Annotated in this window: 12 protein-coding genes and 1 pseudogene; all 13 read left to right on the forward strand. The window is 59.0% G+C overall.

The features are described 5' to 3' along the window. Window positions 1-14 precede the first annotated feature (14 nt). Window positions 15-421 (forward strand): annotated as a pseudogene (locus P3G59_RS26650) (hypothetical protein); the annotation flags it as partial. A 130-nt stretch (window positions 422-551) separates the two neighbouring features. Beyond that, on the forward strand, window positions 552-704 hold the full coding sequence (locus P3G59_RS26655) for a hypothetical protein (RefSeq protein ID WP_277759582.1): 153 nt from the start codon (window positions 552-554) through the stop codon (window positions 702-704). 586 nt (window positions 705-1,290) lie between these two features. Next, window positions 1,291-2,031 carry a hypothetical protein gene (locus P3G59_RS26660; RefSeq protein WP_277759583.1) on the forward strand — a complete coding sequence of 247 codons (741 nt, stop codon included), beginning with the start codon at window positions 1,291-1,293 and terminating at the stop codon, window positions 2,029-2,031. Between the two features lie 161 nt (window positions 2,032-2,192). Further along, a complete protein-coding gene (locus P3G59_RS26665; RefSeq protein ID WP_007910086.1) occupies window positions 2,193-2,654 on the forward strand; it encodes an Lrp/AsnC family transcriptional regulator in 462 nt (153 codons plus the stop codon). Between the two features lie 178 nt (window positions 2,655-2,832). Continuing rightward, on the forward strand, window positions 2,833-4,515 hold the full coding sequence (locus tag P3G59_RS26670; protein ID WP_277759584.1) for an NAD(P)/FAD-dependent oxidoreductase: 1,683 nt from the start codon (window positions 2,833-2,835) through the stop codon (window positions 4,513-4,515). Between the two features lie 12 nt (window positions 4,516-4,527). After that, the gene (locus tag P3G59_RS26675; protein ID WP_277759585.1) at window positions 4,528-5,322 is read left to right on the forward strand and encodes a carbon-nitrogen hydrolase family protein; all 795 of its coding nucleotides are present in this window, start codon (window positions 4,528-4,530) and stop codon (window positions 5,320-5,322) included. A 38-nt stretch (window positions 5,323-5,360) separates the two neighbouring features. Continuing rightward, window positions 5,361-7,775, forward strand: a complete 2,415-nt coding sequence (gene pqqF / locus P3G59_RS26680) for a pyrroloquinoline quinone biosynthesis protein PqqF (protein ID WP_277759586.1) — start codon at window positions 5,361-5,363, stop codon at window positions 7,773-7,775. Between the two features lie 156 nt (window positions 7,776-7,931). Continuing rightward, window positions 7,932-8,006: a pyrroloquinoline quinone precursor peptide PqqA gene (gene pqqA, locus P3G59_RS26685; protein ID WP_003422658.1), complete on the forward strand. Its 75-nt coding sequence runs from the start codon at window positions 7,932-7,934 to the stop codon at window positions 8,004-8,006. A gap of 81 nt (window positions 8,007-8,087) precedes the next feature. Further along, on the forward strand, window positions 8,088-8,999 hold the full coding sequence (gene pqqB, locus P3G59_RS26690; protein WP_064388219.1) for a pyrroloquinoline quinone biosynthesis protein PqqB: 912 nt from the start codon (window positions 8,088-8,090) through the stop codon (window positions 8,997-8,999). A gap of 140 nt (window positions 9,000-9,139) precedes the next feature. Beyond that, window positions 9,140-9,892, forward strand: coding sequence for a pyrroloquinoline-quinone synthase PqqC (gene pqqC / locus P3G59_RS26695; protein ID WP_277759588.1), 753 nt, complete (start codon window positions 9,140-9,142; stop codon window positions 9,890-9,892). Continuing rightward, complete coding sequence (gene pqqD / locus P3G59_RS26700) at window positions 9,889-10,164, forward strand: pyrroloquinoline quinone biosynthesis peptide chaperone PqqD (RefSeq protein ID WP_277759589.1); 276 nt, start codon at window positions 9,889-9,891, stop codon at window positions 10,162-10,164. Before pqqC ends, pqqD begins: the two co-directional genes overlap by 4 nt. After that, the gene (gene pqqE, locus P3G59_RS26705) at window positions 10,136-11,308 is read left to right on the forward strand and encodes a pyrroloquinoline quinone biosynthesis protein PqqE (RefSeq protein WP_277759590.1); all 1,173 of its coding nucleotides are present in this window, start codon (window positions 10,136-10,138) and stop codon (window positions 11,306-11,308) included. Before pqqD ends, pqqE begins: the two co-directional genes overlap by 29 nt. Next, on the forward strand, window positions 11,274-13,085 hold the full coding sequence (locus P3G59_RS26710) for a S9 family peptidase (protein WP_277759591.1): 1,812 nt from the start codon (window positions 11,274-11,276) through the stop codon (window positions 13,083-13,085). The genes pqqE and P3G59_RS26710 overlap by 35 nt, the downstream gene beginning before the upstream one ends. Window positions 13,086-13,148: the final 63 nt, after the last annotated feature.

Genomic DNA, 13,148 nt, shown 5'->3' on the forward strand with positions numbered 1-13,148 from the left:
ATAAATCTGTGCCAACCGAATCGGTGGGTGGGGTGAAAACGATCGAGGCGCTGGGCGCACTTAAGCTGATGTCGGGCGATCCGCGAGCCTGGCGGCGGTGGACGATCTGCACCAGGCCACGTGCCGGGATCTGACTCTGGTCGTGGGGCAGAAGTACAACGCCACGGTGGCCGACGATATGCAGGAACGGATCCAGGGGCTACGTCAGAGCGTGGCCAAAGTCAGTCAACGACTGGAGGTGCCAAAGACCTGGATCGGATCGAGCGGAGTGAATGTGTTGCAGGTGCTGTGTAATTTGCTCGACCTAGTGGAACAGATGAATAGCCAGCTACCCACCTCGACGCGGGCAACATTTGCTGCACGACCAAGTTCATGGCAGACCGTAGAGTTGACCATCACGTTGCCCCGGATCGCCGGATAGCGCCGACGCTCTTTCGGATCGAGCGCGACACCGCGCAAGCGCATGGGTGTGGCCAATACGTGCATGTTCCCCCTACTCGTCTGCGTTGAGGTCGAGTAGAGACTCGACGGCATAGCTCCTGGAATCTGGAATGAGCAAAGCCGAGTTGGCACGCCGCCTGGACGTACAGCGGCCACAAGTGGATCGTTTGGTCGATTTCCTACACCACTCCAAGATTGCGAACGTCGAACGCGCTTTGCAGCAGCTTGGGCGACGACTATCGGTGTCGATGGAAGCAGCTTAAGCCCAGCGGCAGAGCGTTGGAGACAAGCCCCCACAGCCCTGGCTGTCGGGGGCTTTTTTGCGCCTGGGGCGTTGATCGCTCCGCCTCTCTGGGAAATCCCGCCGCCAAGAAAAAAACTGCTGAAAAAGCACTTATCCCCCTCCCGCCGACGGGCTTTGCATCAGTTTTTTGTGCAAAGCGCTAAGGGAGTGCAATTGCCCCTCGGGATCAAGCGGGCCGGCGGGTTGCCAGGGCAGGCGGGCATTTCATGATGTGCAAGGTTTTGAAAGGGCATGCAAACGCGGTTAGTTTTTCCGTCCAAAGTCCGTCCAATTTAGACAGTTTTCATTACTGCACATATACACAGAAACGTTCGAAAACCATTGGTTTGCGGGTTTTGCTCAATGACCACGGTACTTTAACTCGGGCTCATAATCCTTTGGTCCACGGTTCAAGTCCGTGTGGGCCCACCAAACAAACAAAGGCTTACGCTAGATGGCGTAGGCCTTTTTTGTTTTTGTGTCTCGTCAGCCAATCAGCCGAATTCATCCCCTTGGATGTGAGAGGTGCGTGCGGGACATACGTAAATCAAATCGCGGAGCACGCAATGAGCGTAATGGAAAAGGAACTTCCAGAAATACACATCGACGACACCATCAAAGTTCTTGAACACTTGAGTACATGCAGGCCCCTGAAGGCATCTGCAAGGCGTAGCAGACTCGAAGTGAATGCAGAGAAATTTGCCAATTGGTGTCTCGTTCTCGGCGGTACCGGGATGGCCGTCGCTGCCTGCATGGCGTACTGGCATACATCGCAGAATCCGCTGCCGGAAGGGGCCAAATACCTGGCTCTTTATCTTGTGCTCGCCTCGACAATCGCTACTTTGCTGTCGCTGCTTACACCTATTCTGGCACTGATCCATGCGCTCTTCCGATGGGAGACCATCACCTTGAAAAGCATGATTGCCGATGTAAAACACGAGAATGCATTAGTAGATTCACTTCAACCTCATCCGGAAGTGGCACTTCTGGATGCAAAATATTGGCTCGAACTCAGAATCAATCGAGCAGAAGCACGTGTTGCCCTGTTTTTTGGAGAAAAAGCTGCAGCCCTTGCTTTGTTGGGCACGGCCTACGTCTGTGCGGAAAAATTCGGTGGTTTTCCCTGGATCAGTAAGACCTTGTTGGCCGGACCTGTGAGCGGAAACTGGGGAAATAGCGCCTTATTGATGATCATCGCCTTGGTACTTGGTCTTTCCATAGGAGCGGTATTGCTCAAACATGTAAATCTGCGATACCGCTTTCAGATCGAGCTTATCGATCAGGCGTTACGCAGAATGGCCAAATAACCGGCGATCCGAATCATGTAAAGCAGCGCAATTGCGCTGCTTTTTCGTTTCAACTCTTCGCTCCCCAATGTGGCAAACCATTCGATTACCGTCCACAAGCGTCTAGCCGGTTGAGCCTGTAACATGCTCGCTCCAGAATCCGCGCCCTATGGAGCCGCCCCTTGCCAGACATCCGCCCACCCGTGCTCGATGAAATCGACCGCCAGCTGATCGCTGCCCTGCAGATCAATGCCCGTGAAAGCGTGGCCATGCTTGCCCGGCAACTGGGCATTGCGCGTACCACGGTGACGTCGCGGCTGGCGCGGTTGGAGAAAGCCAAAGTGATCACCGGTTATGGCGTGCGCCTGGGTCAGCGCGTGGTCGATGGCGGGTTGCAGGCGTATGTCGGGATCAAGGTGCAGCCACGCTCCGGCAAAGAGGTGCTGCGCCGGTTGAGTGCGATGGCGCAGGTCCAGCAGCTGTGTGCAGTAAGTGGCGAGTTTGATTATGTGGCGTGGTTGCGTACGGATTCGCCGGAGCAACTGGATCAGTTGCTGGATCAGATTGGCAGTGTGGATGGGGTGGAGAAGACCACGACGTCGATCATTCTGAGCAGCAAGATTGATCGGGGGCAGCCGGTTTGAATTTTCTCACCGAGATTTCTCGGTCGAAATGAAGTCCAACATCGTCATTATGAACAATTTAATAGCAAAACGACGACACTTTGCGTCTTATTAACGTGTTCTGCGCTCCCTAGAATGGCTGGCATCTTTTCCTATACTCAGACGCGCATCCCGCGTCGGGTCGCCAGCAAGGTCAGCCATGAACAAGAACAATCGCCATCCTGCAGACGGTAAGAAACCCGTCACCATTTTCGGCCCGGATTTTCCGTTCGCGTTTGACGACTGGATCGAACACCCGGCCGGTCTCGGCACAATTCCTGAGCACCATCACGGCGCTGAAGTGGCGATCGTCGGCGCCGGCATCGCCGGCCTGGTGGCCGCTTACGAACTGATGAAGCTCGGTCTGAAACCCGTGGTTTACGAGGCCTCGAAACTGGGTGGCCGTCTGCGCTCGCAGGCCTTCAACGGCACCGACGGCATCGTCGCTGAACTCGGTGGCATGCGTTTCCCGGTGTCTTCCACCGCGTTTTATCACTACGTCGACAAGCTCGGCCTGGAAACCAAACCTTTCCCGAACCCGCTGACGCCGGCCTCTGGCAGCACCGTGATCGACCTGGAAGGGAAAACCCACTACGCACAGAAACTGGCGGATCTTCCTGCACTGTTTCAGGAGGTGGCTGACGCCTGGGCGGATGCGCTGGAAGCGGGTTCGCAGTTCGCCGACATCCAGCAGGCCATTCGCGATCGCGATGTGCCACGCCTGAAAGAGCTGTGGAACACGCTTGTGCCGTTGTGGGACGACCGCACCTTCTACGACTTCGTCGCCACCTCCGAGGCCTTCGCCAAACTGTCGTTCCATCACCGCGAAGTGTTCGGGCAGGTCGGTTTCGGCACCGGCGGCTGGGACTCGGACTTCCCCAACTCGATGCTGGAAATCTTCCGCGTGGTGATGACCAACTGCGACGATCACCAGCACTTGGTGGTCGGTGGCGTCGAACAAGTACCGCAGGGCATCTGGCGGCATGTGCCGGAGCGCTGCGTGCACTGGCCCGAAGGCACCAGCCTGAAATCCCTGCACCGGGGTGCGCCGCGCTCCGGCGTGAAGAAAATTGCCCATGCGGCGGATGGCCGTTTCGCCGTCACCGACAACAATGGCGACACCCGCGAATACGCCGCCGTGCTGACCACTTGCCAGAGCTGGCTGCTGACCACCCAGATCGAATGCGACGAAACCCTGTTCTCGCAAAAGATGTGGATGGCCCTCGACCGCACCCGCTACATGCAGTCGTCGAAGACTTTCGTGATGGTCGACCGGCCATTCTGGAAAGACAAGGATCCGGAAACCGGCCGCGACCTGATGAGCATGACCCTCACCGATCGCCTGACCCGCGGCACGTATCTTTTCGATAACGGCGACGACAAGCCGGGCGTGATCTGCCTGTCCTACTCGTGGATGAGCGACGCGCTGAAGATGCTGCCGCATCCGGTAGAAAAACGCGTCGAACTGGCGTTGAACGCGTTGAAAAAGATCTACCCGAAAGTCGACATCGCCGCGCGGATCATCGGCGACCCGATCACCGTGTCGTGGGAGGCTGACCCGCATTTCCTCGGTGCTTTCAAAGGCGCCCTGCCCGGCCACTATCGCTACAACCAGCGCATGTACGCGCACTTCATGCAGGACGACATGCCTGCCGAGCAGCGCGGGATTTTCATCGCTGGCGACGATGTTTCGTGGACCCCGGCATGGGTCGAAGGCGCAGTGCAGACGTCGCTCAACGCGGTGTGGGGGATCATGAAGCATTTCGGTGGTTCGACACATAAAGCGAACCCAGGCCCGGGTGATGTGTTCAAAGACATCGGCCCTATCGCCCTGCCCGAATAAGAGGAATTCCTGATGCGTGTAGCCCTTTATCAATGTCCACCGCTGCCACTGGAGCCCGCCGCCAACCTGCAACGCCTGCATCAACTGGCGATGGAGGCCAAGGGCGCCGATCTCTTGGTGCTACCGGAGATGTTCATGACCGGCTACAACATTGGCGCCGAAGCGGTCAGCACGTTGGCCGAGGTCTACAACGGAGAATGGGCGCAGCAGATCGGCCGGATCGCCAAGGCTGCGGGTCTGGCGATTGTTTACGGTTATCCGGAGCGCACCGCCGACGGGCAGATTTACAACGCCGTGCAGTTGATCGATTCGAGCGGTGAGCGCCTGTGCAATTACCGCAAGACGCATCTGTTTGGTGATCTGGATCGCTCGATGTTCAGCCCGGGTGATGATGACTTCCCCATCGTCGAACTCAACGGCTGGAAGCTCGGTTTCCTGATCTGCTACGACCTGGAGTTTCCGGAAAACACCCGACGTCTGGCCCTCGCCGGCGCCGAGCTGATTGTGGTGCCGACGGCGAACATGATTCCGTTTGATTTCGTCGCTGACGTCACCGTGCGTTCGCGTGCCTTCGAAAACCAATGCTACGTGGCTTACGCCAACTACTGCGGCCACGAAGGTGACATTCATTATTGCGGGCAAAGCAGCCTCGCGGCGCCGGATGGCAGCCGCATCGCCCAGGCCGGACTCGACGAAGCGCTGATCATCGGCGAACTCGATCGACAGCTGTTGCTCGACTCCCGCGCCGCCAATCGCTACCTCAGCGACCGTCGCCCCGAACTTTACGGCGCGCTCAACCAGCGCTAATCCGCTAGCATTGGCACTTCACTGTTCTGGAAGTGCCCATGCCTGCGCCGACTCAGCCCCGCCCCCACTCTGAAACCCTGGCCAACGGCTTGCGTGTGACCCTGCGTCATGTGCCCGGTCTGAAGCGCAGCGCCGCTGTGTTGCGCGTGGCTGCCGGTAGCCATGATGTGCCGTTGGCATGGCCGGGAATGGCGCACTTTCTCGAGCACTTGCTGTTTCTCGGCACCGAGCGTTTTCCTGCCGGTGAAGGGCTGATGGCCTACGTGCAGCGTCACGGCGGGCAAGTGAATGCCAGCACGCGCGAACGTGCTACTGACTTTTTCTTTGAATTGCCGACGCGCGCATTCAGCGAGGGGCTGGAGCGTCTGTCAGACATGCTCGCCCAGCCGCGTATGAATCTGGACGAGCAGTTGCGGGAACGGGAAGTGTTGCAGGCAGAATTTGTCGCTTGGTCGCAGGACTCTGCGGCGCAGCAGCAGTTTTCCTTGCACGAGGGTTTACCGGTAAAGCATCCATTGCGCGGGTTTCATGCAGGGAATCGGGACAGCCTTCAGGTAGAACAGTTTGAGTTTCAACAGGCGTTGAAAGACTTTCACCGGCAGTTTTATCAGACCGGGCAAATGGCCTTGAGTCTGGTTGGGCCACAGAGCCTTGAAGAACTGAAAGCGCTGGCGGAGACGTTCGCGGAAACTTTACCAACTGGGGATAAAGTTGCGCAGGCCAAGCCACTGCCGTTGGCGGTGAAAAGTTATCAACAGGTCGGTGAACAACGCGGCAGTCTGTTGTTTGCGTTTGATGCCTTGCCTGAGTCGTCTGCCGAGGCTTTGGCGTTTCTTTGCCATTGGTTGAACAGCACAAAACCCGGAGGCTTGCTGGCGCATTTGCAGCAGCAGAATGTGGCGGATGGATTGAACGCCGCGCCGATTTATCACTTTGCCGGGCAAGCGTTGTTGCATCTGCAATTCAGCGCGCCCTCCAAGCCATTCAATGTCATTCGCGAGCACGCTCTCGATTGGCTGAGTTTCTTTGCTCAGCAGGACTGGGCGCCTCTTCGCAAAGAATACGCGGCATTGCTGCAACGTCAGCAGCAAGTCTACGGTGCGCTGCAACTGGCGCGGCTCGATAGTGAAGCGTTCGAAGACGGGTTGTCTGACTCCGGCGTTAAAGCCCTTGAACAGATACTCAACGAAATCGGCACTGTGGATAACTTCAGCGATCACTGGAGCCTGCCTGCTGCCAACCCTTTCCTGCGAGCCAGCGAACCCTTGGCCAACGCCGGGCTGATTCGCGGCCAGACCAGCGCCCACCGGGGGCTGCGCACGTTCGCTCAGGATCGTTCGCGGGGCCGTCGTGAACGCTCGCCGATGCAGTTCAGTCAGGCGTTGCCGGACAACACGGATGAAGGCGCGATTTATCTGCGTTGGCAGGTGGAGTCTGCAGCCAGCGCTGATCTGCAATCGAGGCTGCAGCGTAGTCTTCGGCAAACGCAGCAAGACGCCCGAGAGGCCGGCGTCGACCTGTCTTTCAGCGCCTCTGGCAATCAATGGCTGCTGAAACTCATTGGGCTGCAAGAGCCAATGCCCAGCGTCCTTGAACACGCGCTGAAATCTCTGACGCAAGTTGACGCCGATTCGCCGCGCAGTGAGCCGCAAGCGCCGTTGAACCCTATCCGCCAACTGTTGAAAGCGTTGCCGGAACAGCTGCTGGAATCAGCCAAAACCGGCGACGACGCCAAACACCTGTGGACAACTTCACGCTGGGACGGCCTCGCCTTGGGTCTGAATCAACAGACTCAATCTGCCATGGGCCTGGCCCTGAGCCGGATTCCCGGGATTGCGGACAATCAGTTGCCAGCGCCGACGACGATCACCGCGCAAAAGCACTGGCGACCTATCGTTACCGCGTCCAGCGAATACGCCGCGTTGCTGTTCTGCCCGACCGCCAGCCGCAGCATCGCCGACGAAGCCGCGTGGCGACTGTTGGCGCAGTTGTGCCAGACACCTTTCTATCAGCGCCTGCGGGTCGAATTGCAATTGGGCTATGCGGTCTTCAGCGCACTGCGCCAGATGCACGGGCAAACGGCCATGCTGTTCGGCGTGCAATCCCCGAACACCCAACCCGTGGAACTGCTCGGGCACATTCGGCAGTTCTTCGAAAGCCTGCCAATGCTGGTCGAAAAGATTGATGAGTCGAGCTTCGAGCAACAGCGTCAGAGCCTCGCCGATCAATTCGACGACGCCAACCTGTCCGGCAAAGACGCCGCCGAACTGTTCTGGCAGGCCAGGCTTGCAGGCCACTCGTCGGATTATCTTGAGCAATTGGTCGCCGCCATCGGCCAACTGGATCGCCAGACATTGCTCAGCGCTGCACAGCTCTTGATCAACGCCGAAGGCGGCTGGCTCTGCCTCGCCAGCGATGCGGCGCCCGAGACCTCATGGCAAGCAGTAAATTGATCATTACCGAGGCTGCAAGGAGCTTTCTCAAAGATTCACGGGCAAACCCGGTGAAATTTTGAGTAACATAGCCGCCTAACTATTTGGAACATCGTTGCGCTGCCGTGGACTATACCTATGGACAGCGCTATCCCCCCCACCCTGAAGGAGACACCCATGTCCTGGACAAAACCGGCCTACACCGACCTGCGTATCGGCTTCGAAGTCACCATGTACTTCGCCAGCCGCTGAGTTCTGCTTACAGAGAACTGCAGTGCAACGCCTCGGCTCGCCGGGGCGTTTTATTTTCCGCGTTGAAATGATGGAGTGTTCATGTTCGTCCAGATTCTGGGTTCGGCCGCTGGCGGCGGTTTTCCGCAGTGGAACTGCAACTGCGTCAACTGCGCAGGTTTTCGCGACGGCAGCCTGAATGCCAAGGCCCGCACCCAGTCGTCCATCGCGATTTCCGATGACGGCGTGAACTGGGTGCTGTGCAATGCCTCGCCGGACATCCGTGCGCAACTGCAAAGCTTCGCCCCGATGCAACCGGGCCGCGCCCTGCGTGACACCGGCATCAGCGCGATCATCCTGATGGACAGCCAGATCGACCACACCACCGGCCTGCTCAGCCTGCGCGAAGGCTGCCCGCATCAGGTCTGGTGCACGGACATGGTTCACGAAGACCTGAGCACCGGTTTTCCGTTGTTCAAGATGCTCACCCACTGGAACGGCGGGCTGGACTGGAACCGCATCGAACTCGACCAGAGTTTCACCGTAGCGGCGTGCCCGAACCTGCGCTTCACCCCGTTGCCGTTGCGCAGCGCGGCGCCGCCGTATTCGCCACACCGCTTCGACCCGCACCCGGGCGACAACATCGGTCTGATCGTTGAAGACCTGAAGACCGGCGGCAAATTGTTCTATGCGCCAGGTTTGGGCAAGGTCGATGCACCGTTGCTGGAAATCATGGCGGGCAGCGACTGCCTGTTGGTCGACGGCACGATGTGGGATGACGATGAAATGCAGCGCCGGGGCGTCGGCACCCGCACCGGCCGTGAGATGGGCCATCTGGCGCAGAACGGCCCCGGCGGTATGCTCGAAGTGCTGGAACAGCTTCCCGAGCAGCGCAAGGTGCTTATCCACATCAACAACACCAACCCGATTCTCGACGAAGATTCGCCGGAGCGTGCCGAGTTGGCGCGGCGCAATGTTGAAGTGGCGTTCGATGGCATGAGTATTGTGCTGTAAGCATTTGAGACCGCTGCGCGGTCTATCGCGAGCAGGCTCACTCCTACATTGGAATGCGATCACCTGTAGGAGTGAGCCTGCTCGCGATAAGGCCGGCACAGACACCAGAGATTCCAACGGTTGTTCCCCGGAGAACCGCAATGACCGACACCCCGCTGTCCGCCGCCGAATTCGAAGCGGCCCTGCGCGCCAAAGGCGCCTACTACCACATCCACCACCCCTACCACGTGGCGATGTACCAAGGCCGCGCCACTCGCGAACAGATCCAGGGCTGGGTCGCCAACCGCTTCTACTATCAGGTGAACATCCCCCTGAAAGACGCGGCGATCCTCGCCAATTGCCCGGACCGGGAAATCCGCCGCGAATGGATTCAGCGCCTGCTCGACCACGACGGCGCTCCGGGTGAAGACGGCGGTATCGAAGCCTGGCTGCGCCTCGGTCAAGCGGTCGGTCTCGATCCGGATCAACTGCGCTCCCAGGAGCTGGTGCTGCCCGGCGTGCGTTTCGCCGTCGATGCCTACGTCAACTTCGCCCGCCGCGCCAGTTGGCAGGAAGCGGCCAGCAGTTCGTTGACCGAACTGTTCGCGCCGCAGATCCACCAGTCGCGTCTCGACAGCTGGCCACAGCATTACCCGTGGATCGACCCGGCCGGTTACGAATATTTCCGTACCCGCCTCGGTCAGGCGCGCCGTGATGTCGAGCACGGTCTGGCGATCACGCTGGAGCACTACAAGACCCGCGAAGGCCAGGAGCGCATGCTGGAAATTCTCCAGTTCAAACTCGACATTCTTTGGAGCATGCTCGATGCCATGAGCATGGCCTACGAACTGAACCGCCCGCCGTACCACAGCGTGACCGAACAACGCGTCTGGCATAAAGGAATCACCTTATGAGTTTCGACCGCAGCAAAGTCCCGACCTGGCGTCCCGGCTACCGCTTCCAGTACGAACCGGCGCAGAAAGGCCACGTGCTGCTCTACCCCGAGGGCATGATCAAACTCAACGACAGCGCCGCGCTGATCGGCGGTTTGATTGACGGTCAACGCGATGTCGCGGCGATCATCGCCAAACTCGATGAGCAGTTCCCCGGCGTGCCCGAGCTCGGTGACGACATCGAGCAATTCATGGAGGTTGCCCGTGCGCAGCACTGGATCGAACTTGCCTGATTCGTCGGTGCAAGTACCGCCAAAACCTGAAGTCGGCCTGCCGCTGTGGCTGCTCGCCGAGCTGACCTACCGCTGCCCGCTGCAATGCCCGTACTGCTCCAATCCGCTGGATTTCGCCGAGCAGGGCAAAGAACTGAGCACCGAGCAGTGGATCAAGGTATTCCGCGAAGCGCGGGAGATGGGCGCGGCGCAACTGGGTTTTTCCGGTGGCGAGCCGCTGGTGCGTCAGGATCTCGCCGAGCTGATTCATGAAGCGCGGCAGCTGGGTTTCTACACCAACCTGATCACCTCCGGCATCGGCCTGACCGAGCAGAAAATCAGCGACTTCAAGAAGGCTGGCCTCGATCACATTCAGATCAGTTTCCAGGCCAGTGACGAGCAAGTGAACAACCTGCTCGCTGGCTCGAAAAAGGCTTTCGCGCAGAAGTTGGAAATGGCTCGCGCAGTGAAGGCACACGGTTATCCGATGGTGCTGAACTTCGTCACCCATCGACATAACATCGACAAGATCGACCGCATCATCGAGCTGTGCATTGCGCTGGAAGCCGACTTCGTCGAGCTCGCCACTTGCCAGTTCTACGGTTGGGCGCAACTCAATCGTGTCGGCCTGTTGCCGACCAAGGAACAACTGGTGCGTGCCGAACGCATCACCAACGAATACCGCGCAAAACTGGAAGCCGAAGGGCATCCGTGCAAGCTGATTTTCGTCACCCCGGATTACTACGAAGAACGCCCGAAAGCCTGCATGAACGGCTGGGGCAGCATCTTTCTGACGGTTACCCCGGACGGCACTGCCCTGCCCTGTCATGGCGCCCGCCAGCTGCCAGTGCAATTTCCCAATGTGCGCGATCACAGCATGCAGCACATCTGGTACGACTCGTTCGGCTTCAACCGCTTTCGCGGTTATGACTGGATGCCCGAGCCGTGCCGCTCTTGCGACGAGAAAGAAAAAGACTTCGGCGGCTGCCGCTGCCAGGCGTTCATGCTCACCGGTGATGCAAGCAACGCTGACCCTGTGTGCAGCAAGTCAGAACATCACGGCGTGATTCTCAAGGCCCGCGAAGAAGCCGAGACCGCCACCCAAACCATCGAACAACTGGCCTTTCGCAATGAACGAAACTCACGCCTCATCGCCAAGGGCTGAGCCTTTCAGCGCCTCGCAAGCCGTCGCTGCCGGCATGGATTTCGCTGAACTCCAGCTCGGTGCCCATGGGCTGTTCTGGAATGAATATCGTCCGGAGGATGCCGCATGTCGGATCTGGCATTGGCGCGATGGCGTGGCGAAATGTCTGACGCCGAATGGCTTCAGCGTGCGCAGTCGGGTGTACGAATATGGCGGTGGCGCGTTTTGTCTGGCGCCGGACGGGGTGGTTTTTGTCGCTGAGGCGGATCAGCAGTTGTATCGCCAAAAGTTCGGTGGCGAGCCGCAAGCATTGACCTTGGGTGAATGTCGTTACGGCGATCTGCAATTTGCTTTCGGCCAGGTGCTGGCGGTGGAAGAACAGCAAGATCTGCATCGGCTCGTAGCCATTGATCTGACTGACGGGGCGCGTCATTTATTGGCTGAGGGTGCGGATTTTTATGCTGCACCCACGATCAGTGCGGATGGTCGGCGCCTGGCGTGGATCGAGTGGAGTCGACCCCATCAGCCGTGGACGTCGACCCGGTTGATGGTGGCTGAGCGCTTGACTGACGGCGCCTTCGGTTCGCCGCGATGCGTTGCCGGCGCCGAGATTGAAGAGTCCATCCAACAACCTCGATTCGATGCCGAAAATCGCCTTTATTGCCTGACTGATCGTGGTGGATTCTGGCAGCCGTGGGCTGAGACTTCCGCCGGTTTGGAGCCATTACCTGCTGCGCAAGCCGATCACGCTCCGGCGCCTTGGCAATTGGGCGGGTGCACTTGGTTGCCTGTTGAACATTCGGTTTTAGCCAGTTGGAGTGAAGGCGGCTTCGGCCGTCTGACTTTAGGCGATGACGACTTCACCGGTGACTACAGCCGTTTCCGGCATTTGGCTTTGGATGCGCAATTTATCTACTGCATCGCCGCCTCACCGATCAGTCCTTCGGCAGTCATCGCCATTGATCGAACTACGCGCGAAGTGAAGGTGTTGGCCGGTGGCGTAGCGCCCCTGCCTGCCGAACGCATCAGCCGTCCGCAAACCCTGCGTTACCCGAGTGGCGCGGGTGAGGCTCACGGTTTTTTCTATCCCGCCATGAGCGGTGAGACGAAACCGCCGTTGGTGGTGTTCATCCACGGTGGCCCGACGTCAGCCTGCTATCCGATGCTCGACCCGCGCATTCAATACTGGACGCAACGCGGCTTCGCCGTCGCCGATCTCAACTATCGCGGCAGCAGTGGTTATGGCCGGGAATATCGGCAAGCGCTGCACTTGAGCTGGGGTGAGGTGGATGTTGAGGATGCTTGTGCCGTCGTCACGTATCTTGCCGAACAAGGCTTGATCGACGGTGAACGCGCGTTCATTCGAGGCGGCAGCGCGGGCGGCTACACCACGTTGTGCGCACTGGCGTTTCAGCAAGTCTTCCGAGCCGGCGCCAGCCTCTACGGCGTCAGCGATCCAGTTGCGTTGGCGCGAGCGACACACAAGTTTGAAGGCGATTATCTGGACTGGTTGATCGGTGACCCCGGACAAGATGCCGAACGCTACGCTGCCCGCACGCCGTTGCTGCACGCGAGCAACATCCGCGTACCGGTGATCTTCTTTCAGGGTGAACTGGATGCTGTGGTGGTCCCGCAACAAACCCGCGATATGGTCACGGCACTGGAGCACAACGGCATTCCGGTCGAAGCCCACTACTACCCCGATGAACGCCACGGCTTCCGCCGCGCCGCCAATCAGGCGCATGCGCTGGAGCAGGAGTGGAAGTTTTATCGGCGGGTGATGGGGCTTTCGGACTGAAACCCTCTCCGTGCAGGAGCTGCGGCACGCTGCGATCTGTTGATCCTGATCCTCGAATTAAAA

Source organism: Pseudomonas sp. A34-9, assembly GCF_029543085.1.
Taxonomy (GTDB): Bacteria; Pseudomonadota; Gammaproteobacteria; order Pseudomonadales; family Pseudomonadaceae; genus Aquipseudomonas.